General features: G+C 62.8%; 23 protein-coding genes, 1 tRNA gene and 1 pseudogene. 12 read left to right on the top strand and 13 right to left on the bottom strand.

The features are described from left to right. Nucleotides 1-131: 131 nt before the first annotated feature. From FXB40_RS50590 to FXB40_RS38915, 4 genes and pseudogenes are all read left to right on the top strand, one after another. Nucleotides 132-322 (top strand): annotated as a pseudogene (locus tag FXB40_RS50590) (magnesium-protoporphyrin IX monomethyl ester cyclase); the annotation flags it as partial. 2 nt (nucleotides 323-324) lie between these two features. Beyond that, the gene (locus FXB40_RS50585) at nucleotides 325-492 is read left to right on the top strand and encodes a hypothetical protein (protein ID WP_246208239.1); all 168 of its coding nucleotides are present in this window, start codon (nucleotides 325-327) and stop codon (nucleotides 490-492) included. A gap of 138 nt (nucleotides 493-630) precedes the next feature. Beyond that, the gene (locus FXB40_RS38920; protein ID WP_187437449.1) at nucleotides 631-1,161 is read left to right on the top strand and encodes a GNAT family N-acetyltransferase; all 531 of its coding nucleotides are present in this window, start codon (nucleotides 631-633) and stop codon (nucleotides 1,159-1,161) included. Nucleotides 1,162-1,243: 82 nt separating this feature from the next. Next, nucleotides 1,244-1,729: a Crp/Fnr family transcriptional regulator gene (locus tag FXB40_RS38915; RefSeq protein WP_148777555.1), complete on the top strand. Its 486-nt coding sequence runs from the start codon at nucleotides 1,244-1,246 to the stop codon at nucleotides 1,727-1,729. On the opposite strand, the gene FXB40_RS38910 is transcribed toward FXB40_RS38915, so the two are convergent. Next, nucleotides 1,668-2,495: a metallophosphoesterase family protein gene (locus FXB40_RS38910; RefSeq protein ID WP_148777554.1), complete on the bottom strand. Its 828-nt coding sequence runs from the start codon at nucleotides 2,493-2,495 to the stop codon at nucleotides 1,668-1,670. The genes FXB40_RS38915 and FXB40_RS38910 overlap by 62 nt on opposite strands. Before the next feature lie 210 nt (nucleotides 2,496-2,705). Here FXB40_RS38910 and FXB40_RS38905 point away from each other — a divergent pair, with 210 nt between their 5' ends. Together FXB40_RS38905 and FXB40_RS38900 are read left to right on the top strand one after the other, a co-directional pair. Further along, entirely contained in the window at nucleotides 2,706-3,395 is a 690-nt protein-coding gene (locus tag FXB40_RS38905; protein ID WP_148777553.1) for a DNA-3-methyladenine glycosylase I, read from the top strand. Between the two features lie 211 nt (nucleotides 3,396-3,606). Beyond that, nucleotides 3,607-3,900 carry a hypothetical protein gene (locus tag FXB40_RS38900; RefSeq protein ID WP_148777552.1) on the top strand — a complete coding sequence of 98 codons (294 nt, stop codon included), beginning with the start codon at nucleotides 3,607-3,609 and terminating at the stop codon, nucleotides 3,898-3,900. 51 nt (nucleotides 3,901-3,951) lie between these two features. Here FXB40_RS38900 and FXB40_RS38895 read toward each other — a convergent pair whose 3' ends face one another. Together FXB40_RS38895 and FXB40_RS38890 are read right to left on the bottom strand one after the other, a co-directional pair. Beyond that, entirely contained in the window at nucleotides 3,952-4,092 is a 141-nt protein-coding gene (locus FXB40_RS38895; RefSeq protein WP_148777551.1) for a ComC/BlpC family leader-containing pheromone/bacteriocin, read from the bottom strand. 170 nt (nucleotides 4,093-4,262) lie between these two features. Continuing rightward, nucleotides 4,263-4,919, bottom strand: coding sequence for a hypothetical protein (locus FXB40_RS38890; RefSeq protein ID WP_148777550.1), 657 nt, complete (start codon nucleotides 4,917-4,919; stop codon nucleotides 4,263-4,265). A gap of 292 nt (nucleotides 4,920-5,211) precedes the next feature. On the opposite strand from FXB40_RS38890, the gene FXB40_RS38885 reads away from it, so the two are divergent. The 6 genes from FXB40_RS38885 (at nucleotide 5,212) to FXB40_RS48390 (ending at nucleotide 11,397) form a co-directional block, all read left to right on the top strand. Continuing rightward, entirely contained in the window at nucleotides 5,212-6,282 is a 1,071-nt protein-coding gene (locus FXB40_RS38885; RefSeq protein WP_148777549.1) for an AraC family transcriptional regulator, read from the top strand. A 128-nt stretch (nucleotides 6,283-6,410) separates the two neighbouring features. Beyond that, entirely contained in the window at nucleotides 6,411-6,539 is a 129-nt protein-coding gene (locus FXB40_RS50015; RefSeq protein WP_283813011.1) for a hypothetical protein, read from the top strand. Between the two features lie 39 nt (nucleotides 6,540-6,578). Then, the gene (locus FXB40_RS38880) at nucleotides 6,579-7,304 is read left to right on the top strand and encodes a sterol desaturase family protein (protein ID WP_187437448.1); all 726 of its coding nucleotides are present in this window, start codon (nucleotides 6,579-6,581) and stop codon (nucleotides 7,302-7,304) included. 60 nt (nucleotides 7,305-7,364) lie between these two features. Then, the gene (locus tag FXB40_RS38875) at nucleotides 7,365-8,684 is read left to right on the top strand and encodes an O-antigen ligase family protein (protein WP_148777547.1); all 1,320 of its coding nucleotides are present in this window, start codon (nucleotides 7,365-7,367) and stop codon (nucleotides 8,682-8,684) included. A 310-nt stretch (nucleotides 8,685-8,994) separates the two neighbouring features. Beyond that, the gene (locus tag FXB40_RS38870) at nucleotides 8,995-10,023 is read left to right on the top strand and encodes a glycosyltransferase family A protein (RefSeq protein ID WP_148777546.1); all 1,029 of its coding nucleotides are present in this window, start codon (nucleotides 8,995-8,997) and stop codon (nucleotides 10,021-10,023) included. A 1,215-nt stretch (nucleotides 10,024-11,238) separates the two neighbouring features. Continuing rightward, nucleotides 11,239-11,397: a hypothetical protein gene (locus tag FXB40_RS48390; RefSeq protein WP_187437447.1), complete on the top strand. Its 159-nt coding sequence runs from the start codon at nucleotides 11,239-11,241 to the stop codon at nucleotides 11,395-11,397. A gap of 947 nt (nucleotides 11,398-12,344) precedes the next feature. Here the strand turns inward: FXB40_RS48390 and FXB40_RS38860 are convergent. The 10 genes from FXB40_RS38860 to FXB40_RS38815 form a co-directional block, all read right to left on the bottom strand. Then, on the bottom strand, nucleotides 12,345-12,638 hold the full coding sequence (locus FXB40_RS38860; RefSeq protein WP_148777544.1) for a hypothetical protein: 294 nt from the start codon (nucleotides 12,636-12,638) through the stop codon (nucleotides 12,345-12,347). 165 nt (nucleotides 12,639-12,803) lie between these two features. Then, nucleotides 12,804-12,968 carry a hypothetical protein gene (locus FXB40_RS48385; RefSeq protein WP_187437446.1) on the bottom strand — a complete coding sequence of 55 codons (165 nt, stop codon included), beginning with the start codon at nucleotides 12,966-12,968 and terminating at the stop codon, nucleotides 12,804-12,806. A gap of 281 nt (nucleotides 12,969-13,249) precedes the next feature. Further along, a tRNA-Arg gene (locus FXB40_RS38855) sits at nucleotides 13,250-13,326 on the bottom strand. A gap of 66 nt (nucleotides 13,327-13,392) precedes the next feature. Further along, complete coding sequence (locus FXB40_RS38850; RefSeq protein ID WP_148777543.1) at nucleotides 13,393-14,487, bottom strand: sensor domain-containing diguanylate cyclase; 1,095 nt, start codon at nucleotides 14,485-14,487, stop codon at nucleotides 13,393-13,395. Between the two features lies 1 nt (nucleotide 14,488). Next, nucleotides 14,489-17,599: a bifunctional diguanylate cyclase/phosphodiesterase gene (locus FXB40_RS38845; protein WP_187437445.1), complete on the bottom strand. Its 3,111-nt coding sequence runs from the start codon at nucleotides 17,597-17,599 to the stop codon at nucleotides 14,489-14,491. Nucleotides 17,600-17,783: 184 nt separating this feature from the next. After that, entirely contained in the window at nucleotides 17,784-18,869 is a 1,086-nt protein-coding gene (locus FXB40_RS38840; RefSeq protein WP_187437444.1) for a branched-chain amino acid ABC transporter permease, read from the bottom strand. Continuing rightward, complete coding sequence (locus FXB40_RS38835; protein WP_148777541.1) at nucleotides 18,866-19,876, bottom strand: branched-chain amino acid ABC transporter permease; 1,011 nt, start codon at nucleotides 19,874-19,876, stop codon at nucleotides 18,866-18,868. Before FXB40_RS38835 ends, FXB40_RS38840 begins: the two co-directional genes overlap by 4 nt. Beyond that, entirely contained in the window at nucleotides 19,873-20,595 is a 723-nt protein-coding gene (locus tag FXB40_RS38830; protein WP_148777540.1) for an ABC transporter ATP-binding protein, read from the bottom strand. The genes FXB40_RS38835 and FXB40_RS38830 overlap by 4 nt, the downstream gene beginning before the upstream one ends. Beyond that, nucleotides 20,592-21,368 (bottom strand): ABC transporter ATP-binding protein, encoded by a 777-nt coding sequence (locus tag FXB40_RS38825; RefSeq protein ID WP_148777539.1) that lies wholly within the window; start codon nucleotides 21,366-21,368, stop codon nucleotides 20,592-20,594. The genes FXB40_RS38830 and FXB40_RS38825 overlap by 4 nt, the downstream gene beginning before the upstream one ends. Before the next feature lie 168 nt (nucleotides 21,369-21,536). Next, nucleotides 21,537-22,721 (bottom strand): substrate-binding domain-containing protein, encoded by a 1,185-nt coding sequence (locus FXB40_RS38815; RefSeq protein ID WP_187437443.1) that lies wholly within the window; start codon nucleotides 22,719-22,721, stop codon nucleotides 21,537-21,539. Nucleotides 22,722-22,778: the final 57 nt, after the last annotated feature.

Here is a 22,778-nt window from a genome sequence, read left to right as displayed (position 1 = left end):
AGCGACTACGTGTGTCGCCGCTCTTTTCCAACTCTACGAGCAACTTCAAGTCCAGCCAGAAACACGCCAGAATCTTTCTGGATTTCGTATCCCGGTCAACACTTTCGCCAAGGCCAGGCATGAACATCAAGGCCATGCCGCGCGTGCTGGTCTATGGCGGCGTCTTCTCGATCCATCACTGGCGCGACATCCCGCGAGATGAGCCCTATTTCGGCGTGATCGTATTGGCTGGGAATTGATCAATCGTACGCGCTACAGCTATTGGGGCGGCATGCGCGCCGTGGTCGCGCAGTTCTCGCGCGGCTGCCCGCATCTGTGCAATAGATGGGCCGCAGGGTCTGGCCGCACGAGATCCTCGAATTCCTGCGCGCGCGACGGCTGAGATGGGGGCCCACGGTGCGGGAGTTCTGGGGCCGGCCGCAGGACGCCGAGGAGCAGTCGATGACGGCAACACGGCCCGAGCGGCGTGTCGGCAAGCGCGAAGCTGCATGAGCGCGCCCCCTGTGTGATGTCGGGCACAGGACAACGCGCTGTTCGCTTCTGGCCGCGAGATTGGCAGCCCTGTCCAAGCGGCAAATACGCGGCCTCGGCTAGGTGTGCGGTCCACGCAACCTGCCGAGAGCTTCGCGCATGTCACGGCTGTCTCCGGATGCCGTTGTTGAGCCGAATGAAACGAATGGTGCAGTCTGGATCAGGGCTGCCAATGCATCCGACGTGGAGAGCCTCTCGATCTATTTCACCGGCCTGTCCACGACAACGCGCAACAAGCGCTTCATGGGGGCGCGGGCGGACCTGGCCGTCGTCGCGGCCGAATGCGTAGCCAAGGTCAGCGATCCCGATTATTTCACCTTGCTTGCGGAGCTCAGGCTGGATGAGGGGCAAAGCACCATCATCGGAGAAACGCGATACGCTTATGACGCGGTCGCCCGTCATGGCGATTTCGCTATCTCGGTTGCCGATGTCTTTCAGCGGAAAGGCGTCGGCCTGCAGATGATGACAGCGATGGAGAGACGCGCGAGCGATCTCGGTCACGAGATGATCGCGGCTGAGACCGCGCGGGCTAATGCCGAAATGCGCGGTCTTGCGAAAAGGGCGGGCTTTAGCGACACTGGCCTTGGGGACTGGCAATCAGTGCACTTCGCAAAACGCCTATCGGAATAGCCGGACGCAGGTTGATTTGCCGCATGGCATGGATCGTGCTCTAGTATCGCCAGGGTATCCCCAGCGATGGGAGCTTTCGGCGATGCGCGCAGTTCTGGATTATTGCACCGGTGGGACGGAGCGGCAGGTTGCGGCCGGTACGCATCTGGTGACCGAAGGCGGGGCCTCCGGCCATCTCTATGTGCTGATGAGCGGCAAGCTCGAGGTGCTCAAGGGCGAGATGGTGGTCGCCACCATTGCCGAGCCCGGTGCGGTGCTGGGCGAGATGTCCGTGCTGCTGGGGCTGCCGCACACGGCGACGGTGCGGGCCTGTTCCGACACGGTCGTCTACGAATTCGAGGATGCTGCCTCGCTCTTCAGGCGGGAGCCTGAGGTCGCGCTGTTGATCGCGCGCATGCTGGCGCAGCGGCTCAATGCCGCCAACACCTATCTCGCCGATCTCAAGCGGCAATATGCCGGCCACGGCACGCATCTCGCCATGGTCGGCGAGGTGTTGCAGAGCATGATCAACCTGCCGCCGCTCGAGGTTTCGCCAGGCTCGGATCGGCAATCCGACCCAAGGATGTAAGCCAGTCCGGCGGCTCCTCGATGTAAGAAGCCGGCCGCTTGAGCGGCGCGTCGAGATCGATCCACTGCGCCTCGCCTGCCGCCAGCCAGAACGCCTTGTTCTCATCCAGGTCCAGCACGATGTGCGTCGGCGGCCGTCCGGGCTGCAGGCCGGCATTGAACACCCAGGTCTGGCCCAGCCGGTCGAACCACGAGCCGTCCGTGATGAAGGGGGATTGATGCACATGGCCCGAGATCACCATCGACGGCTGATACTGCATGATCCACTGCACCAGCTCGACATCGCCGAAGAAGCGCTTGCCGCCCCAGCTTGTCGGTGAATTCGCCGGCGGTGCGTGATGCGCCCAGATCCATCGCTGCGGACGGTTGCGCGAGGCATCGCGCAGCTGGTCGGCGATGCGCTGCTTGACCAGCGGCCCGTCCCACCACGGGCACACCGTGAACAGCGTATTGCCGATAGTCAGATTGTCGCCGTCGCAGGCGATGCCGAGCTCTCGCACCTCCGAGATCCAGCGCGAGATCTTCTCGCCCTCCGCGTTGCGCTCGTCGAGGTCGTGATTGCCGGAGCAGAGAATGACCCTGGTCTGGGCCCCGATCAGCGCGAGGTACTTCTTCACCACCACGATCTGGGCGCGGAAATCCACCATCGAGCCGATGTCGAGCGCATCGCCGGCGAAGATCACAAGGTCGAATTGCGGCGCCGCGCTGACCAGCCAGTCGAGCTGCGGCAACGAGTAGTGCAGGTCGGCCACGACCAGGCAGCGCATCGGGAATCCGTCGGAGAGAGTGTGAAATGTCTGGGAATTCCAAATTGTTATCAAGCAAGAAGCAGACCAGCGCGGCCGCCTCGTTCGGCCAAACCGGCAAGACGGAAGCATGCTGCGACGCGCGGGAGCGCGCAAGTGGCGGTGCGTCGCAGGGCTGGACCGGATCGTCGAATTCTGGTGTCGTGGCACGCCTTCAACGCGAGTGATCGCATGACCTCCTTCAAGACCATTCGTGCCCGTGCCGAGAAGCGCAAGGGCGGGCCCAAGGCGCTCGACCAACTGATGCCCGACAAGCCCGACCTGAAGGGTCTTGCAAAACTCGGCGACGATCGCATCCTTGCGGAGATGACCAGGCGGGTGTTTTGCGCGGGCTTTGCCTGGAGCGTGATCGATGCGAAGTGGGATGGCTTTGAAGACGCCTTCCTGCGCTTCCAGCCGGCCAAGCTCAGCTTCCAGCCCGAAGATTATTGGGAAGCCCTGCTGCGCGATACGCGGATCGTGCGCAATGGCGCCAAGATCATGTCGGTGCGCGACAACGCCGCCTTCGTGCAGGAGATCGCGAAGGAGCACAGCAGCTTCGGCAAGTTTCTGGCGAATTGGCCGCCGTCCAACGAGATCGCTTTGCTCGATCTCCTGACCAAGCGCGGCTCCCGGCTTGGCGGCAACACCGGCCAGATGCTGCTGCGTTTCGTCGGCTGGGACGGTTTCGTCACCTCGAAGGATGTCGTCGCCTGCCTGCGCGACGCCGGGCTCGACATCGCCGAAGAGGTCAGGTCGAAGGGCGATCTCGCCAAGGTGCAGGCGCAGTTCAACGCCTGGGCGGAGGAGACGGGCCTGCCCTACACCCATCTGTCACGCATCTGCGCGCTGTCCGTTGGCGAAAATCGGAGCGAGCATTAGCTCCGTCGATCAGATCGTGGACATCGTGTGGCGATCTCGTGCCGTCGGCGCGGCAGATGCAACACGCGATCACGAAATGCATTCTGCAGGAACATTTGTGCGCAGCACCCGTTCGGGAGTTTGAGCCAGGCGACACAGGTGCAGGGAACATGCGCTCCGGCCAGGCCTTGGTTCAAGCCATGAAACCGACATGACAGAAACGGAGCAGCTCATGAAGCTCACATCCGAACAGGTGAAGCAGACCGTCAACCAGCTCGGCGCCCAGGTGCTGCCCGACGAGCATCCCGCCATGCCGCAGCTCCACAGCATGTTCGGGGAACACACTTTCTTCGTCGACGAGACGGGATTGAAAGTTCTCGAGCCAACGCCGTCGGTGAGTGCGGAACGTCAGACCGGTGAAGTCGTCAGCCTCGCCGACTGGAGCGATGCGGATCTGACGCGCCTGATGGCGCACGAGCCCGAGCCGACCGGCGTGATCGTGGTGTTCGAGCATGTCAGGCACTGAGGCCGCGAGGACGAGGGCCGCGTACGGCCCCCGTCCCGATCGCAGCTGAGATCAGGGGCGGTCGAGCGGACGGCGAAGATCGCCGGGGCCGCCGAGCAGGCCACGGAAGAAGCCGGCAATGCTGCCCCAGAAACTTCCACCGGCGATCGTCTCGAGCTCCGTCTCCGTCAATTCGCGAGCCATGTTCTGCATGGCAGTCTCCTCATTTCAGATCGCGCGGACCATTCCGCGCGATGCGAGAAGAATGATGCCGGGAGGCCGTGCCGCCGTGACTCGGGACACAGAGGAGAACCAATACCGCTCCAGCCACCTTTCGGCGTCCCGAAGGGTGGCTGGATCAGGCGTATGGTGCGTCGCTGAAATCAGATCCGGTCGTTGAGCAGGACGCCGGACAGCGAGGGGTCGGCGGGATTGGACGTTCCGTTCGATCCCGTCCCGCTATAGGTCGAATCCGCAAGCGAGGCTTTCAGCGATTCCAGGAATTTCTCAAGCAGGTCTGTCGTCGAAGTGCCGGTCGACGACGACGCGTTTGCACCGGTCGTGTTGCCCTGGTCCGTTGTGCCGGACGAGGTCGAACCCGTCAGCGAGCTTTGCAGCGTCTGCAGGAATTGCTGCAGCAGGTCGACGACCGAGTTGGCACTTGACGAGCTGTCGCTGCCGCCGGCCGGCGGCGGTCCGCCTGCTCCACCCGGGCCGCCCGGTCCGTGCAAGAACGCAGACTTGAAGACACCTTGCAGCTCGGTGGCCTGCTGGCCGGTGAGCTTGCCGGACGATACTTCCTGCTGGATCAGATCATCGATCTTCGACTTGATGCCGTCGGGTCCGCTGCCGCTGGATTGATCGCTTGTCCCGTCTGATTGCAGGGAGGAGTCGATATCGTTGAGCGCGGAGGACAGCGCCGACTGATCGGACGCACTGATCGTGCCGGAACTGACTTCCGATTGCAGCTCGTCTTGCAGTCGCTGCGACGGTGACGTGTGCTGGTGGTGATGGGTGGAGAGCGCCGAAATCGAGGTCATGGTTGCTTTCCGTGCTTTTGGTGGACTTGGACTGATCGTGCCGAAGTCACATCCGGTCCTGGGTTCGCAGTCCTGAGTTCACAGTCCTGATTTCACCTTGGGCGGTTGGATTTGCCCGGTCGGACGGTGGTAGGCACGGGAGCTGGCGCGGAGCCGTTGCAACCAGGCGGCACCGGTTGCCAAATATTGCCATTGAACAATCAGAAACATTCAGAAACAAATAGATGAGCTTGATGCGATACTCTTTCCTGTCCCTTTCCCAAAGACGATCTCAATCGGACCGCTGAATCGCATGTCGACCCTGGAAGCCGCATTGCGAGGAGGAGCGGTCGTCATTCTTCTTTTTCGCGTCGCGATTGCCGCGCGCGATGCACGGCGCAATCCCGTCAGCCGCTATTCCGCACTGCTGAATTTGAGCATCGCGGCCTATATCATCGGATCGGCATCCGGCTTCGAGACGTTGTCTCTGCCACTGCGCGTTCCGGTCAATCTCGTCAGCGGCGGCATGCCGGCCGTATTCTGGATTGCGGTGAGCGCCATCTTCGTCGATGAATTTCGGCTGCGCTGGTACCATTTGCTCGGCGGGCTCGCATTGATGGGGCTCGCATGGATCGACATGTCCAGGCATCCGATGTCCGTCGATGTGGCGCGCACCGCTCTGTCCGTTTCGCTTCTGTCGCTCGGCATCTGGCATGCGCTGTCGGGACGCGCGTCCGACCTGGTGGAGAAGCGGCGACGGCTCCGCGTCTGGTATGCAATTGTCACCGCGCTCTATGCCCTGTTCATCATTGCCTCGGACTGGCTTTGGCCCGGTGGTCTCTCGGCGTCATCGCTCAGCCTCGCCAACGCAGCCGGCCTGATGGCGCTGATCTTTCTGTTCGCCGTGCTGGGCACGCTGTCCTCGACTGAACCAACGCCGGTGCCCGTGCCTGTGCAGGCAAACCAGCCGGTCGCGATTTCGCGTGATCAACCGGCAGCAGTACCCGCAGCCGAACCCGACGCAGCCCAATTCGCGGCGCTGCGCCGCCTGCTCGACCACGACAAGGTCTTTCGCGAGCCCGACCTGAGCATCGCAACATTGTCACAAAAGCTCGACATTCCGGAATACCGCCTGCGCCATCTGATCAACCGGCAGCTCGGCCATCGCAATTTCAGCGCCTTCGTCAACAGCTATCGCCTGGCTGAGGCCGAAGCCGCGCTGAGCGATCCCTCGCAAGCCGCCGTGCCGATCCTGACCATTGCGCTCGACGCCGGCTTCGGTTCGATCGGGCCCTTCAATCGCGCCTTCAAGGTGCATACCGGCCTGACGCCGTCCGAGTATCGGCGGGCTCGCGCCGGCGGCATGACAGGGGCCGAAACCTAGCCGTTTCCTGATTTGACGGGCCTTTTGCAGGAATCGGCCAGTCCCGGTTCAGGAATCGGCGCGCCGCCGCGCGGCCCTCGTGCAACTTATTGTCCTGCGGGCGAGACGCCTGCGGATGCGGGGTTGCGATGAAGCCATTGATTTCCGTTCTGCAATTCTCCCTTCCCGCCGTGATCGTGATCGCGACACTGGAGGGTCTCGTCCTGGCCCTGGTGATGCGCCGTGACTACAATTGGCGCGCCTATTGGGCCTCGTAGGCCGATGCGCTCGGCCGCCAATATCTCGTCTACACGCTGTTGCCGCTCAGCATCGCGCAGCCGCTGGTCGATCTGGCCTGGAACCACCGGCTGTTCACCATCCCGCTCAACGGCGTGCTGTCAGTGGTCGTGCTCGTGATCGCCCAGGACTTCAGCTACTACTGGTTCCATCGTGCCAGCCATCGCGTCCGGTGGTTCTGGGCGACACATGCGATCCACCATTCCTCGAACGAGTTCAACCTCGCGGCGTCCTATCGCTTCGGCTGGACCGGGCGGCTGACAGGTGCTGCGGTCTTCTACGTGCCGATGATCTGGCTCGGCTTCGCACCGGGACCCGTGTTCATCGCGGCCGGCATCAATCTGCTCTACCAGTTCTGGCTGCACGCGGAGTGGATCCCGAAACTCGGCTGGCTGGAATATGTGCTCAACACGCCCTCGCATCATCGCGTGCACCACGCCTGCAACGCCGAGTATCTCGACCGCAATTACGGCGGCATCTTCATCGTGTTCGACCGGATGTTCGGCACCTTCGTCGCCGAACGCGACGACCTGCCGTGTCACTACGGCCTGGTGAAGCCGCTGCGCTCCAACAATCCGGTCGTCATCGCGTTTCACGAATGGGCAGCGCTCGGGCGCGATCTCTGGCGATCGCCGACCTGGCGGGGGCGGCTCGCCTGCCTGATCGGCCCGCCGGGTGACGATCCGGCGACGCCGGCCGTCAAATCCGGTGAGCGCCGGGAAGATCGAAAATTGACGTTCGGTTAACGAGGGTGCGGTAATCATCAATGTCTTTACCCCAGTGGTAAACGAAAGGAGCGGCAGGGGATGCAGGCCCCCGATTTGGCCAACGTGCAAGATCGCGGCTTCGTTGAGGTGGCGCGGACGGCGCTCGTAAAGCTGCATGTCCTCGATTGCCTCCGCTGCGCTGTGGTCGTGGCAACATTGCTTTGTGTGCTGGTCACACTCGAGCCGTTCAAGGATCTGACAATCATCGACGATGCTTCGGGCAAGCTGGCCGCCACCTATCTCTGTTTTGCCGTCCTCTCTGCGGCAGGTGTGCTGCTTTCAGCATCGCAAAATGTCCCGGCCTTCAGGACTCTCTGGACGCCCTTGCATCTCTGTTTCCTCGCCTGGATGGCGCTGAATATCCTCTTCTCCGAAAATCCGGCGATCTCGCTGCAGCGATTTGCATTGACCGCGAGCGTCATGTCGCTGGCCATCATGATGCCCCTGCTGCCATCAAGCCTGACCTCCTTCAATCAATGCTTCGCCGTGGCGGCAATCGGACTGCTGCTGCTCTGCTATCTCGGTGTGATTCTGGCGCCCGGCGTTTCAATTCACAATGCGAGGGACGCGGCAGAGCCGGCCCTCGCCGGCGACTGGCGTGGAACTTTCGAGCACAAGAACGTCGCATCGCCCGTGATGGCGATCCTGGTTTATTTTGGGGCCTATCTTATCTCGGCGGGGGCGTTTCTATCCGGACCGACCATCCTCGTCCTTGCCGCCGTCTTCTTGTTCTTTACCGGGGGCAAGACGGCCAGCCTGCTTTGCCTGATCGTCTGGGGGATGGCGTCGGTCGTCTGGGCAACGAAGGGCTTGTGGCAGAAATGCGCGATTTGCTTCGTGCCGTTGCTTCTGATGAATCTGCTGACCGTCGGCAGCGTCGTCAGCCCGCAACTGGCGAAGCTCACCGATGCGCTTCCCATCGATTCGACCTTTACCGGGCGTAGCGAAGTCTGGGAATTCGCGCTGGGCGCGGTTGCCGAAAAGCCCTTCGTCGGCCACGGCTACTCGGCTTTCTGGGACGGCGTCAGAGAGAAGCACACCGAGCAGGGAGCCGAGTGGGTGGCCACAGTCGCTCACAGTCATAACAGCTACCTCGACCTCGCCGTCACCATTGGCCTGCCTGGGTTGCTTCTCGTCGTTTTCATATTCGTATGGGCGCCTCTGAAGAATTTCCAAATGATCCAGAGCCGTGGTGCCAGCCAGCCTTTAGCCCGGTTTTATCTGGTCGTGTGGCTATTCGGGCTTTACTACGCGACGACGGAGACGTTTCTGCTCGATCGGATAAATCCGACGTGGTTCATGTTCGTGGTCGCGGTCGGCGGGTTGCATTTTCTCGCGCGATTTGGCGTGAGATCCTGAACCCGGCTTTCGGGCGGCGCCCGATGACGCGGGACATCCGCGCAGCGTCAATGATTGAGTAACCGTTTTTGTTAAGGCAAACGCGCGCTGCGAAGCTGCCGCGAGTTCATTAACGACGCAGTGCTAATTGGCTTCTGTAGAAGGCCATCTTTGATAAATTGCGGATATGAGCGCAGTCGCTACGGCTGGATTCGCTATGCCTCGCCAGAAGCCGACCACGCCGCCGGTAGGCCGCTTCCCTTGGACAGCGAATTCAGGCGCGAACTGTCCATGGACGTGATCAACCAGTTCACCGGCAAGGAGAGATGAGATGCAGGTCAGATCCGCGCTTCAGATCAATTTGCATCCGCTGGACGTGCGCCATGCGGTCCACACACTTCCGCATCAGCTCGACGTGTGGGGCGATCAGGTCGATCGTATCGTATTCACAGTTGACACCAGGCAGAGCAAGAGCGGCCGCTACAGCGGTCTTGCTTACGAGGAGTACCGCGGACGCCTGTTTGCACTGCTGGAGGCCATCGCGCAGCGGTCGCCGAAGGCGGAGATTTCCGAGGTCGACTATTCGCCGGCGGCGCTCGAGTCCGTGCGGCAGCGCTATTTCTCGACAAGCCGCGTCTATCCGGAAAAGGCCTTCGATGGCGGACCGTTCCATGCCTATTTCCACGGTCTCTCGAAGGCGGACGCGGACTATGTGGTCCACATGGACAGCGACATGCTGTTCGGCGGCGGCAGTCAGGTCTGGCTGGATGAGGCGATCGGCTGGCTGAGCAGGACGCCGGATGCGCTGTTTGCCGGACCACTTCCCGGTCCGCCCCGCGCTGACGGCACACTCGCCGATTTGCATGGGGCTTTCCCGGGGTTGACCGGCTTCCAACCGCCCGAGCGGCTGGAAGCCGCCTACCCGGCTTACCGCTTTCGCAGCGTGAGCACGCGCATCTTCGTTCTTGATCAAAACAAGTTCGATGCATCGGTCGGCGCGCTGGAGCTGGTGCGGCCGAATCTCCGGCGCCGGATCCGCGCAAAATTGTTTCGCCAGTCGCCGCTGACCATGCCGGCCGAGGAGATCATCTCCGCGGCCATGATGCGCAAGGGACTTTCCCGCATCGACTTTCTCGGTTCGGGAGCCGGGCTCTATTCTCTCCATCCACCGTATCGCACGGACACATTCTATCGGGAATTGCCGCACCTGATCGCACGCATCGTGGCCGGTGCGATCCCGGAAGCCCAGCGCGGCGAGTACGATGTCAACTCAAGCATGTTCGACTGGACGGAGGCACTGAGGCAGAAGACCACCGGTCGTCGCCTTGCCCGCGCTGTCCGCGCGCTGCTGTCGAGCTAATCATCGCGGTCGAAAGCTTGCGCCAGCGGCCAACCCACGCCTCGGGTTCATAAATCTGTTCAGGAATGGCGCGCGACGGCCGATGAAGATAGGCTACTGCTTCGCCGTGACGCGATGATGGAGCAGCCAGCTAAGCGCTACAATCGGCAAAGCTGCGACGGCCTGCGATCCAGCGCTACGCCTTTTAGATTCCTATTCGTGGGACGGTTCGATTGAACCCTCAATAGCGGCCATCCCCACCAGCCTGCGGGACAAACGAGAGGGGCCATAAGACGTGACTTTACTCAAGGATCGTGATCAGTGCCCAGCTGCCAAAGTCAGGCTGCTGGAACGCTTCTCCGAATACGGTCAGCAACAATTTGCAAGGTGTCTTGGCTGTCAGTCATCAACGCAAGATAGCTGAGCGAGTGTTCATAGTAGATCCGGAGTGACGTGCTTCGAAACCGAAGCGTGCCTTCGACGAAGTCCTCCCAGACCTCGTAAGGTGGTAGCTCCAGATCATTGTGAGGGTGGGCCGCTAATTCTCGTCTGCGGCGGTCGGACACGGAAGCGACCCCGCCCAGCGGATAGCTCGGTAGGGCCGCCTGCTTCCCGGAGGCCCGGGGCTGGAAGTGTAAGAGCCGGCCCGGTTGGCCAGTTCAGTTTATGCCGGTGCAATGGAAAAGATGACTGCCCAAAGGGGGCACTCCGTTGGGAACCGAGCTGCTTCACAAAGTCGAGACCTCCGAAAGTGTCATCGATTCTCGGCATAGATCGAGCAGGCTAGTTTGGATCCGGGATTTGCTAGTTCCTCCCGGGACTTGGAACCTTTTATTCAAAGGAAATTCCATGCCATCGTCTGTTGAACAGATTGTTTCCGTCTACGTTCGATTGAAAAATAGACCTGCATTGGAAGACATGCGCATGCACCGGCGCCAGCTGCTAACTGATCTCCAAAGCAGGACTGGTGTCGATCCTAGGCAATCGGTTCTGGCTCTGCAGGGGGACCTCAAGCTGATCGAAGCAGGGCTGAGGCAGATTGGACAGGATTAATCGGCGGCAACGGCTGCGACTGTCTTTCACCCGCTCGGATCGAGCGCTTGAACACCGCTAAGAAACATAGCCCGCCGGTCACGCTGGCGGGCCGCCGGGCTTGCAACGCGACGCCCGTGCCATCCCAAAATATTTTTGAACCATTCGCCGCGCCATCCGTCTGACTCTGCGGAGGTAGCACCAATGATGCCAGACCAACTAGCCCGCCAGGAGCAAATCGCAGTTCGTTTGGCGCAATCCAAGCGCTTGCTGAAAGCCGTGAACGATCCCACGACCACAGAGCGCATCGGAAAGCTGATCAGCGACCTTGAGCACGAACAGGCGGAAGAAAAAGAGAAGTAAGCCGCCTCAGGCTGCCCGGTATGTATCCGGATCCGCCCGTCAGCCGCAGCTGTGGTTCTTGGCGTGCAGCGTGGTGCGGTCTCCCATCATCTCTTGCGCATCCGCTCTTTGTGGTACGCCTTCGCGGCTGCGCGGTTCTCTGCATCAGCCCCGCGTCGACGAACTCGCGCGCATCGAGCGCGATCGGCAGCAGATGACGGCGGTCACCGGCTGAGGCGGTAGATCAAGAGGCCCCGCCGGTTCACGCTGGCGGGCCACTCTGCTTAGTTCGCCCGAGTGCTATAATTCGGAGGATCGATTCTTCGAGCAGTCGGTTGGATGGGCATGCGCATCCGCATCTTGATATCGGCAGGTTCGCTGACCCTTGTCAGCCTCCTCATCTCTGCTTGCGCAAATTCAGGTGGCCCCGTATCGCGGTCAGCAATTCGTTCTGGCGCGCCATGGGCCCGAGATCTCAGCGAACCGCCCCCTAGTCGAGAGCCCATCAATGAGGCTGTCCCGCAGACAAAGGCGGCCCTGAATGCCGCGCGCGAGAGAGCTTTACGTTAGTCCGAGCTTTGAGGTGGGTGCCCGGGGCTTCGGTCCCGCGCTCACGCGGCCGGTGCAGACATCGGGCCTATTGCTTTAGCCCGACGGGCTTTTCTTTTGGCTTTTGCGGGCGCGGCAACCTGGGGCCTTTCAGGCCGCTGTTCTTGTGCTCTGGTTGGTTGCTTCGGGCAGAGGAACCTCGCGGACCATCGCCGCTCGAATCTTCGTTGGACGTCCAGAGGGACGGCAGACATCGGAAAATCTCCTCGCCCCCGGGGTTCGTTGCATTAACGCGGAGGGAGCTCCAAAGGTCCTCACCATGCGCCCTTGGTCATCGCGTGTTTCGATACCCCAAGATTGCAAGCTGCGGGTTGGCCCCGCTCAATGTCAGGCCGAGCCCGCCGTTTCACGCGTCTTTGCTAATTGGCGGTGCTGCCGCTCTTGGCCTTGGACGACTGCTTCACAACCGGCTTGGCCGGCGCGGCCGACTTCTTCGACGCATCATCGCCGCGGGCAGTTCCCCACGGATCGACCGGCTTCTGTTCCGGAACATTGTTGAGGGAGCGTTGGTAGGCGCGTTCAGCCCGATCATCGGCCGCTTTCTGCGACGCCGTCTTCTCCTTGGGCTCCTCGCCAGGCCCTAGAACATGGTCCTGCGCCAGCGCGGGACCGGCCATCAGGGCAAGCAAGACGGCGACGGCGATTTTGTGCATCGAGAAACTCCCCGTTCTGCGACGAGCATAACACCGCGCCGATTGTGGTAGCAATGCAGCCGAGCGTGAGTTGGGTATGACGTTGATCGCATGATGCGCGCGCTAGTAGCCCTCAACCGTATTCGTGGCGATCGCGTCCGCGCCGGTATTCCTTGGCGCTGTGGTTCACGGCGCCATGGCTCGTGAAGTGCGCGCCAAGCTGCATGTCCAACGGCTTTCGTCAGTCTCGACGACGGTTTCGCGGTTGACGTTCTCGCGCACAATCTTGATGATCTCGTTGAGCGTCACGGCATCGATATTGGAGCTGCGGGCCGCGCCGCCGCGATCCACAAGCGCTACGGCCGATGCATGTCTCGTCGATTTCCGCGGTGGCACCAGAACCGCCCATGGGCGCAAGCTTCCCGCGGGCATGACTGACGCCATACTGTTTGGAATTTTACGAAGGTTCTCGGACGAGCCTGCGCCATCGATCCAGAAGCAGCACTAGTCCCCGATATCAGTCGTCTCGACTTCAATCGTTGATCGAAACGCCAAGCGCTCAGAAAACAGTTCTGTTGCTTACCCGACGGGCGAAGCAGCGAACGCAAAGTCCAATAACTATTTGATTTTGCTGGCGCACCCGACACGATTCGAACGTGTGACCTTTGCCTTCGGAGGGCAACGCTCTATCCAGCTGAGCTACGGGTGCAGCGAGGGTTCATGTAGCCGATTGGCGAGGGGTGGGCAACCGGTCTCGCCGCGACAATCGCCGCGCTTAGGCCGATTTGCGCGGGGCCAGGCCAGGAACTTGACGACCAACCGGAGCGCTGACCGGCACATTGTCCCGGCCGAGGCCTGCGAATTCGGCCAGAATCCGCTCGGAGCAGACGACACGGTTGCGGCCGAGCCGCTTGGCGGCATAGAGCGCCTGGTCGGCCGCACCCAGCAGCCGGTCGGGGGCGCCGTCGGCCTCGCCGGGGATGTGACTGGCGACGCCGACACTGAGGGTCACGTGGTTGCCGGCCCCATGGGCGCCATGGGCGATCCGTAACGCCATCACGGCACCGCGGATCTCCTCGGCGATGGCGCAGGCATCGTCGCAGCCCAGGTCGGGCAGGATCAGCGCAAATTCCTCGCCGCCATAGCGGCTGGCGAGGTCAAGCGGGCGCACCGCGTGGTGGCTGACGACGCGCGCGACCTCGCGCAGGCATTCGTCGCCGGACTGGTGGCCGTGCTCGTCGTTGAACAGCTTGAAATGATCGACGTCGACGAACAGCAGCGCCAACGGCTTCTGCGTCCGCTGCGCGCGCGCCCATTCGGTCATCAGCATCTGGTCGAAGGAGCGGCGGTTCGACAGCCCGGTCAGCCCGTCCTTGGTGGCGAGCTCCTTCAGCGCCATCTCGGCGCGCTTCTGGTCGGTGAGGTCGCGCAGCGTCTCCACCACGGCGATCAGATGGCCGGCCTCGTCATGGATTGGGCCTGCGTCGATCGCGAGATAGAGCTGGCTGCCGAGCTTCGGCATCACGCACCAGTTCTCCGCGCTGAAGCCGAGTCCGTTGTGGCCGCGTGCGGCGTACTCCGAATAGAATTCCGGTAGCTGTTCGGGCCGGTCGAGTGCGACCAGATCGGCAAGGCAAGGGCGCTTGGTCTCATAGAAGGCCTGCCAGTGCTTGCTGGTGCCGATTACCTCGGAGGCGGCAACGCCGGTCAGCCGCTCGCATGCCCGGTTCCAGATCACGACGCGGCGCTTCGGGTCGATCACGAAGGTCGGCACCACCAGATGCTGCATCAGCCGCACCGCGTAGGAATCCGCCACGTCGACGGTCTTTGCAGGAATCTTTCCAGCGAGGGTCTTGATGAGTTTTACCATCTCAGGCCACCGCCGCGACGGGCATGGCGTCGCCCGGGCCGAACAGCCCGCGCACTTCCGCCGCCGGCTTCGGCTTGCTGAACAGATAGCCCTGCATCTCCGTGCAGCCGAGCGCGCGCAGCATCTCGCGCTGGGCTTCAGTCTCGACGCCTTCGGCAACCGTGGTCATGTTGCTGGCGGAGGCGATGTTCACCACCGCCTGCACGATCACGGGTGACCCGCCGGAATCGGCGATGTCGGCGACAAAGCAGCGGTCGATCTTGATCTTGTCGAACGGGAAGCGCTTCAGATAGCTCAGCGAGGAATAGCCGGTGCCGAAATCGTCGAGCGCGATGCGCACGCCGATCGAGCGAAGCTGGTGCAGGATCGAGAGGGCCGCTTCGTCGTCGCGGATCAGCACGGCCTCGGTGATCTCGAGCTCGAGCCGCCGCGGCTCAAGCCCGGAGGCGGCCAGCGCACCCGCGATCCGCAGCGCCAGCGTGTCGCATTTGAGCTGCACCGGCGAGACGTTGACGGCGATGCGCACATGGGCGGGCCAGGTCGCGGCTTCGTTGCAGGCCGTGCGCAGCACCCAATCACCGAGCTCGTTGATCAGGCCGGTGTCTTCGGCGATCGGAATGAATTCGGCCGGCGAGACCATGCCGCGTTCGGGATGGCGCCAGCGCAGCAGCGCTTCGCAGCCGGAGACCTCGCCCGAATGCAGATTGACCAGCGGCTGGTAGTGGATCTCGAAGCCGCCGTCGATCAGCGCCTGCCGCAGATCCTGCTCCAGGGTGAGGCGGGCCTTGGCGCTCGCATCCATCTCCGGCACGAAGAAGCGGTAGGTGCGCCGCCCCTCCGCCTTGGCGCCGTACATTGCGAGGTCGGCATTCTTGATGAGCTGGTCGAGATCGGCGCCGTCCTGCGGCGCCAGCGCGATGCCGATGCTGGCATCGGTGGAGAGCTGATGGCCGAGGCAGTGAAAGGGGCGGCGGATCGCTTCATGGATCTGCGTCACGAAGGCCAGCACGTCGGCGGACGATTCGATTTTGGTCTGGATCACCGCGAACTCGTCGCCGCCGAGCCGCGCGATCAGATCACCCGGCTTGAGGCAGGCGCGGATGCGGCCCGCGATCGCCTTCAGCAACTCGTCGCCGACATGGTGGCCGAGCGAATCGTTTATGCCCTTGAACTCGTCGACGTCGATGTAGAGCAGTGCGAACTGTTCGCTGCCGGCGACCTTCTCCAGCTCGCGCTCGATCTGCGCGCGGAACAGCGTGCGGTTCGGCAGGTCGGTCAGCGCATCGTAATGCGCCATATGCGCGATCTTGTCATGGGCGCGCCGCCGCTCGGTGACATCCTCGACGACATTGATGAGGTAGCGCGGCTCGCCGGAGGAGTCGCGGATGCCGATCCGGGTCGAGGTGATGTAGCGCAGTCCCATGGTCTGGCTCGGCCAGGCATGTTCGTCCTTGGACAATCCTTCGATTGTCTGCAGCGCCTTGCTGTCGTCTTCAGTGACGACCCTGGCGGTGTCGACCGGGTAGATGTCGAAGGGGGTCTTGCCGACGATGGCTTCGCGCGATTGGCCGAATTGCTCTGCAGCGGTGCTGTTGATCAGCAGATATTGCCGTGTCCGGGCGTCCTTCACCGTGATCTGCGACGGGATGTGATCGATGATCTCGCGGAGGAACGTGTAGTTGCGATCGCGCTCCTGTTCCAGATTGAGCCGTTCGGTGATTTCCTCGATCGTGGCGACCCATCCGCCCTGCGCGAGCGGCGTGTTGATGACCTGAAAGGCGCGGCCGTTGGGCAATTGATGGGTTTTTGCGGCGACCTTGCCTTCGGCGACGCCCCTCATGACGTCGGCGCAAAACGCCTCGACATCGCCGCTGAACGCGTTGCGCTCCTTGCGGTGGTGCATCGCTTCGGTGATGTGACAGCCGGGCTTGATGACGTCGTGCGAAAGGCCGAACATGTCGGCATAGCGGCGGTTGCAGGTGACGATGTATCCGGCGGCGTCGTACAGGATCAGTCCTTGCGACATATTGTTGAGGGCGGTGTCGAGCCGCAGTCGCTCCGCTTCCAGCCGCTGCTGGGCTTCGCGGTTCTGCCGGTTGATCTGACGGATGATCATGAAGAGCATCAGCGCGATCACCGCCGCGGAGAGCGTCGCGGTGGTCACCATGAAGCCGGTCTGCTGCCGCCAGTCGGCGAGCGCGGCCGACATGGTATTGGTCGCGACGATGACCAGCGGGAAATGCGTGAGCGACGCGGCCGAGCCGAGCCGCTCCTCTCCGTCAACGGGACTCTTGACGCGAAGCGTGTGCTGGCCGCCCCGGGCCAGCACCTTCTGCATCAGCGGCGCGTTCTTGTAGTTGGTTCCGATCAGGGATTCGACATGCGGGTAGCGCGCCAACATGACGCCTTCGCGATCGAACAGCGAGATGGCGGCGCCTTCGGCCAGCGCGACCGACGCGAAATAGCGTTGGTAGCTGTCGGGATCGATCCGCCGGACCAGTGCGCCGACGAAAGTACCGTCCGGCAGGCTCAGCCGTCGCGCCACGATCGTGGTCCATTTGCCGTTCAGGAAGCTGCGCACGGATTCCAGCAGCACCGGTTCCGACATTGGATTCGATTTGAAGGTCTGGAAGTAGGCGCGCGAAGACACGTTGATCTTGGGAAGTGGCTGGGCGCGCGACCAGGAGATCAGGTTGCCGTCGGCATCGTAGACCGCGATGTCGCCGAGATAGGAGACCGCGCTGATCTTGCCCCTGAGCATACGGTGGGCCTCAAGCCCCGACATGCGCTCGCGGAACATCTGCGGCGAGGTGATCTCCGGCAGGTGCATCTGCCCGATCAAATCGGCGGCGACGACATCGGAATCTTCAAACTGCTGATCGAAGTGCCGTGCGATCAGCTGCACGGTGTTTTCCAGCTCTCGCTCGCGGTTGGTGAGCGTCTTCTCGCGAAACTCGCCAACGGCCATCGCGGTCACGGCGAAAATGCCGGCGACCAGCAGCGCGCCCGAGAGTGTCAGCCACAGCACGGGGCCGCGCCGCATGACAGCGTCCCAGCCGCTTCGCGCGGCCGAGAATATCGCAGCTGCCATCCCTGAAAAAATCTGGCGCATCCCACTCCCCTGGACGACCAGAAATACTACGGACAGATGGCGCAATGCTTAGGAAAGCCGGTTACTCATGGCTTAAACCGGTTGCGGATTTATACGGATATCCACCCACGCGGGAACCGCGCAGCATCACGCCACGGTTGTACGTCGCCTGCACGGCGCGCTGCGCCGCATCGTTAATCGAGGCTTAATGCGAGGCGCCCGCGCTCTTGTGGCCGCCGCCATTGCGCAGCCGCCCAACCACGCCGGTCGGGAAGAAATAGACGCTGGCAATGAAGAGCAGCCCGAGCCAGAGCAGCCAGCGGTCGGGATGGAGCAGGCCCGGCAGCAACGGTAGACCGGCTTCAGACGCTGCCTTGGAGGCAACGCCCATCAGCGATTGCAGATAGTTCTGGGCGAGGATGAAGATGGTGGCACCGATGATCGCGCCGTAGATCGTGCCCATGCCGCCGATCACCACCATCAAGAGAATGTCCAGCATGATGGAGAAGCTCAGCGAGGTGTCCGGGCCGGCGTAGCGCAGCCACAGCGCGTTGAGGATGCCGGCGCCGGCGGCAACGAGGGCAGCGAGGCAGTTGGCATAGGTCAAATGGAACACGGTGCGGAAGCCGAGCGCCTCGGCGCGAAAGCGGTTCTCGCGGATCGCCTGCAGCACGCGCCCGAACGGCGAGTTCACCACACGCAGCAGCGCGAGGATCATCAGGGCCGAGACGGCGAACACCAGGTAGAAGGTCAGGATGCGGCCGTTGATCTCGAAGCCGAACAGACTCTTCGAAACCAGCACCGTGCCGGGACGGAGCAGCTCAGGCAGCTGGAAGCTGCGCCCGTCTTCGCCGCCCGTGAGCCAGGACAGTTGCGAGGCCAACACCTGGAAGGCGGAGGCAACTGCGAGCGTGATCATGGCAAAGAAGATCGCGGCAACCCGTAGCGAGAACAGGCCGATCGCAAGCGCGAGCAGTGCCGCGAGCGGCAGGCCGACGACGATGCCGGTGGCGACCGCGGCCCAGTTCGGGCCCATGCCGTACAGCGCAATCGCGATCGCATAGCTGCCGATGCCGTAGAACATCGTATGCGCGAACGACACCGAGCCGGTATAGCCGAGCAGCAAATCGTAGGACGCCACCAGCGCGGCGAACACGCAGATCTTGGCCGCGACGTTCAGCGCTTTTGCACCTGGGAACAGGAACGGCGTCGCCGCCAGCGCCAGGATGATAACGACGAGAACGAGCGTGAGCACGCGGCTCCGCGGCGGATCGCCCGAGAGAAGCATCATCGGCTGGTCACCGCATAGAGGCCGCGCGGCCGCCACATCAGAATGGCGACCATCAGCAGGATGTTGGAGACGAGGGCGAGTTTCGGCACCAGGAAGCCGCCGTAATTGGCGACCAAGGCCACCAGGATCGCGCCGATGAAGCAGCCGCCGATCGATCCGAGCCCGCCGATGATGACGACGACGAAAATCAAGACCGTAAGCTCGTCGCTCATGGAGGCGTGGACCTGCTCGCGATAGAGCGCCCACATCACGCCGCCGAGGCCGGCCAGCGCCGAGCCCGTCATGAACACGCCGAGGAACAGGCGGCGGATGCGATAACCGAGCGCCTCGACCATCTCGCGGTTCTCGACGCCCGCGCGGATCAGCAGGCCGAGCTTGGTGCGGTTGAGCACGAGCTGGATCGCGATGAACACGGCAAGCCCGATCAGCGTCGCCAGCACGCGGTATTTCGCGATCGCGACGTCACCAAGGATGAAAGAGCCGCGCAGCGAGGTCGGCAGCGGCATCGGGATGATCTGCGGTCCCCACAGCGCATAGAGCGTCTGTTCTGCGACAATGAGACCGCCTGTCGTCATCAGGATCTGCTTCAGATGCTGGCCGTACACAGGAAGGATCAGCACGCGCTCGACGACCAGGCCGAGCGCGCCGGATACCGCCATCGACAGCAGCGCCGCGGGCGCCAGCACCGCAAGGTTCACCCAGAGCGAATCCGCCTGCACGGAGGCTGCGAACGGCGCGAATACCAGCGTTGCGATGTAGGCGCCGACTGCGATGAAGGCGCCGTGGCCGAAATTCAGCACGTCCATCAGGCCGAACACCAGCGTCAAGCCAGAGGCCATGATGAAGATCATCATACCCATCGCGAGGCTTGCCGCGGTCAGCGTCAGCCAGGTTGAGGGCGAGCCGATCAGGGGGATCGTGACAAGCGCGAGCGCGATCGGCAGCAGGATCGGCGCGATGTCGCGCTTCGGCTTGGGCAGCGGATCGGTTGCGGCGAGTTCAGTCACTGATGCGCCTCCAGGCTCAGGCCGAGCAGCCGCTCCTGCAGCGGCACGTCAGAGGCCAAGGCCGCCATCTCGCCGCGGTGGACGATGGTGCCGTTGTCCATCACCAGCACGTTGTCACCGAGCTCGCGGGCGGCAAAGAAATTCTGTTCGACCAGCAGGATCGTCGCACCCTTGCGCTTGATCTCCTTCAGGCACTCGATCAGCGCCATCACGATGGCGGGCGCCAGCCCCTTGGTCGGCTCATCGATCAGCAAGAGCTTGCGCGGCTCGATGATCGCGCGCGCGATCGACAACATCTGCTTCTGTCCGCCCGAGAGGCTTCCCGCGCGCGACAGCCAGAATCGGCGCAGCGCCGGGAAGAAGCCAAAGATCCATTCCAGCTGCTTGTCGTCCATCGGCCCGTCGCGAGCGGCGAGGACCAGATTTTCTTTCACGGTCAGATCTGAGAACACCGCCATGCTCTCCGGCACGTAGCTGACGCCGCGTTGTGCGATGTCGGGCGTGGCGCGACTCTCGATGCGCTCGCCGCCGAGCGTGATCTCGCCGGAAGAGGCCGGCCACAGGCCCATGATGGTGCGCAGCGTCGTGGTCTTGCCGGCGCCGTTGCGGCCGAGCAGCATCGTGACCTGCCCCTGCGGGGCGGCGAGGTCGATGCCCTGGAGAATGTGATAGCGGCCGATATGGGTGTGCACGCCGGAGAGTTTGAGCAGATCGGTCATGCGGCACCCTCGGCAACTTTCCTGGGTGCGACGCCGAGATAGGCTTCCTGCACGATCGGCGAAGCGATCACCTCGGCCGGCGGGCCATCTGCAACAAGTTGCCCGTTATGCAGCACGATAATGCGATCGGCGAGCGAGCGCACCACCTCCATCTTGTGCTCGACCAGCAGGATGATCTTGCTCTTGTCCTGCTTCAGCTGCGCGATCAGGTTCAGCACGACCGGCACCTCGTCGATGCTCATGCCCGCGGTCGGCTCGTCGAACATGAAGACTTTTGGTTCGAGCGCGATCATCAGCGCGACCTCGAGCTTGCGCTGGTCGCCATGCGACAGCGCGGTCGCGGCCACGCCGCGGCGATTGCCGAGCGCGACCTGGTCGAGGATGCCATCGGCGCGCGCGATCAGATCGCGCCGCACCATCCAGGGCCGCAGCATGTCGTAATGCGTACCGCTGGCCGCCTGCACCGCGAGGCGGACGTTCTCTTCCACGGACAGGTTCGGGAAGAGATTGGTGAGCTGGAAGGCGCGTCCGAGACCCGCACGGGTCCGCAGCGGTGCGGAGTGCCCCGTGATGTCGGTGCCGTCGAACAGGATGTTGCCGCTGGAAGCACGCAGCTGACCCGAGATCAGGTTGAAATAAGTGGTCTTGCCGGCGCCGTTCGGCCCGACAATGGCGGTGAGCTCGCCCGGGCGAAACGTGCAGGTGACGTTGTTGACCGCGACGTGGCCGCCGAAGCGGATGGTGAGGTCGCGGGTTTCGAGAGTCAGCGTCATTGGTTTGGTAAAATGATGAGAGGAGAATGTTTCCGCGATCACGCTGCGCTCCCTCTCCCGCTTGCGGGGGAGGGCTGGGGTGGGGGTGCCTCCACAGGCGAGAACCCCCAAGAGGACAAAACCCTCTCCCGGCCTCCCCCGCAAGCGGGGGAGGTGAAGCAAGAAAGCTCAGCGCTTGTTCTTGATCGGAACGTCCATGTCCTCGATCTTCAGCTCGCGCACCGGTTCGAGCACGGCCCAGGCGACGTTCGGATCGACCTTGACCTTGAAGTGATACATGCTCTGCAGCGCCTGATGGTCCTCCTTGCGAAACACCATCTTGCCCTTCGGCGTGTCGAACTCCAGGCCTTCCATCGCCGTGATCAGCTTCTCGGTGTCGGTCGACTTCGCCTTGGTGACGGCGGCGACGACCGACATCGCGGCGGCAAAGCCACCTGCGGTGAAGAAGTCCGGCGGCGCGTTGAAGCGCTTCTGGTGCTCGGCGACGAGCCAGTCGTTCACCGGGTTCTTCGGAATGTCGTAGTAGTAATAGGTCGCGCCTTCCATGCCCGGCATGCCCTTATAGGCCGCGAGCGCCGGCAGGATGTTGCCGCCGGTGGAGAGCTCGATGCCGTAGCGCTTCGGATCCATGTCCTGAAGCTTGGACGGCGGGTTGCCGGCGCCGGCCCAGATCATCCAGATGATCTTGCGGCCTGGCTTGTCCTTCAGCGCGTCGAACAGGCGCTGCGCGATGGCGGTGAAGTCGGTCGTGTTGGCGGGTGCATATTCCTCGGTCGCGAGCGTCGCGCCGGTCTTGGCGAGCGCTTCCCTGAAAGCGGCAACGCCGTCGCGGCCGAAGGCGTTATCCTGCGCCAGCGTGGCCACGGTCACGCCCTGCTTGCCGATCGCGACCGCGTTCGAGATCGCGTCCTGCGACGAATTGCGCCCGGTGCGGAAGATGTAGCGATTCCACTTCTCGCCGGTAATCTGGTCCGCGACTGCGGGCTCGACGATCAGGATCTTCTTGTTTTCCTCGGCGACGGGGAGAATGGCCAGTGCCGCGGCCGACGAGGTCGTGCCGATCGCGATGTCGGCCTTGTCGTCCTGATAGGCTTCCGCGAGCGCGGCCTTCGACAGGTCCGGCTTGCCCTGGTCGTCCTTGGTGATGATGACGATCTTGCGGCCGTCGAGCATCATCGTGCCCTTGGTGGCGTATTCAAAGCCCATCTGCAGGCCGGTCTCGGTCTGCTTGGCATAGGCTTCCAGCGGGCCGGTCTTGCCGTAGATCAGCGCGACCTTGAGATCGTCTGCGTGTGCGGAGGTGCTCGCTGCCAAGCCGAGGACGGCTGCTGTGAGAATGAGTGATCGACGCACGATGGTCCCTCCCTGTTCAACTATCTTGAGCAACAGCGATTTGCACAACGGTGCGAA

It is taken from the genome of Bradyrhizobium rifense (assembly GCF_008123425.1).
GTDB classification, from domain to species: domain Bacteria; phylum Pseudomonadota; class Alphaproteobacteria; order Rhizobiales; family Xanthobacteraceae; genus Bradyrhizobium; species Bradyrhizobium rifense.
The sequence above is the reverse complement of the archived record's forward strand: the minus strand, read 5'-3'. Positions and strand labels throughout refer to the sequence as shown.

Excerpts from the sequence above, each read along its gene's own strand:
- FXB40_RS50585 (WP_246208239.1), top strand. The coding sequence starts at position 325 with ATGGGCCGCAGGGTCTGGCCGCACGAGATCCTCGAATTCCTGCGCGCG.
- FXB40_RS38920 (WP_187437449.1), top strand. The coding sequence starts at position 631 with ATGTCACGGCTGTCTCCGGATGCCGTTGTTGAGCCGAATGAAACGAAT.
- FXB40_RS38915 (WP_148777555.1), top strand. The coding sequence starts at position 1,244 with ATGCGCGCAGTTCTGGATTATTGCACCGGTGGGACGGAGCGGCAGGTT.
- FXB40_RS38910 (WP_148777554.1), bottom strand. The coding sequence starts at position 2,495 with ATGCGCTGCCTGGTCGTGGCCGACCTGCACTACTCGTTGCCGCAGCTC.
- FXB40_RS38905 (WP_148777553.1), top strand. The coding sequence starts at position 2,706 with ATGACCTCCTTCAAGACCATTCGTGCCCGTGCCGAGAAGCGCAAGGGC.
- FXB40_RS38900 (WP_148777552.1), top strand. The coding sequence starts at position 3,607 with ATGAAGCTCACATCCGAACAGGTGAAGCAGACCGTCAACCAGCTCGGC.
- FXB40_RS38895 (WP_148777551.1), bottom strand. The coding sequence starts at position 4,092 with ATGCAGAACATGGCTCGCGAATTGACGGAGACGGAGCTCGAGACGATC.
- FXB40_RS38890 (WP_148777550.1), bottom strand. The coding sequence starts at position 4,919 with ATGACCTCGATTTCGGCGCTCTCCACCCATCACCACCAGCACACGTCA.
- FXB40_RS38885 (WP_148777549.1), top strand. The coding sequence starts at position 5,212 with ATGTCGACCCTGGAAGCCGCATTGCGAGGAGGAGCGGTCGTCATTCTT.
- FXB40_RS50015 (WP_283813011.1), top strand. The coding sequence starts at position 6,411 with ATGAAGCCATTGATTTCCGTTCTGCAATTCTCCCTTCCCGCCGTGATC.
- FXB40_RS38875 (WP_148777547.1), top strand. The coding sequence starts at position 7,365 with ATGCAGGCCCCCGATTTGGCCAACGTGCAAGATCGCGGCTTCGTTGAG.
- FXB40_RS38870 (WP_148777546.1), top strand. The coding sequence starts at position 8,995 with ATGCAGGTCAGATCCGCGCTTCAGATCAATTTGCATCCGCTGGACGTG.
- FXB40_RS48390 (WP_187437447.1), top strand. The coding sequence starts at position 11,239 with ATGATGCCAGACCAACTAGCCCGCCAGGAGCAAATCGCAGTTCGTTTG.
- FXB40_RS38860 (WP_148777544.1), bottom strand. The coding sequence starts at position 12,638 with ATGCACAAAATCGCCGTCGCCGTCTTGCTTGCCCTGATGGCCGGTCCC.
- FXB40_RS38850 (WP_148777543.1), bottom strand. The coding sequence starts at position 14,487 with ATGGTAAAACTCATCAAGACCCTCGCTGGAAAGATTCCTGCAAAGACC.
- FXB40_RS38845 (WP_187437445.1), bottom strand. The coding sequence starts at position 17,599 with ATGCGCCAGATTTTTTCAGGGATGGCAGCTGCGATATTCTCGGCCGCG.
- FXB40_RS38840 (WP_187437444.1), bottom strand. The coding sequence starts at position 18,869 with ATGATGCTTCTCTCGGGCGATCCGCCGCGGAGCCGCGTGCTCACGCTC.
- FXB40_RS38830 (WP_148777540.1), bottom strand. The coding sequence starts at position 20,595 with ATGACCGATCTGCTCAAACTCTCCGGCGTGCACACCCATATCGGCCGC.
- FXB40_RS38825 (WP_148777539.1), bottom strand. The coding sequence starts at position 21,368 with ATGACGCTGACTCTCGAAACCCGCGACCTCACCATCCGCTTCGGCGGC.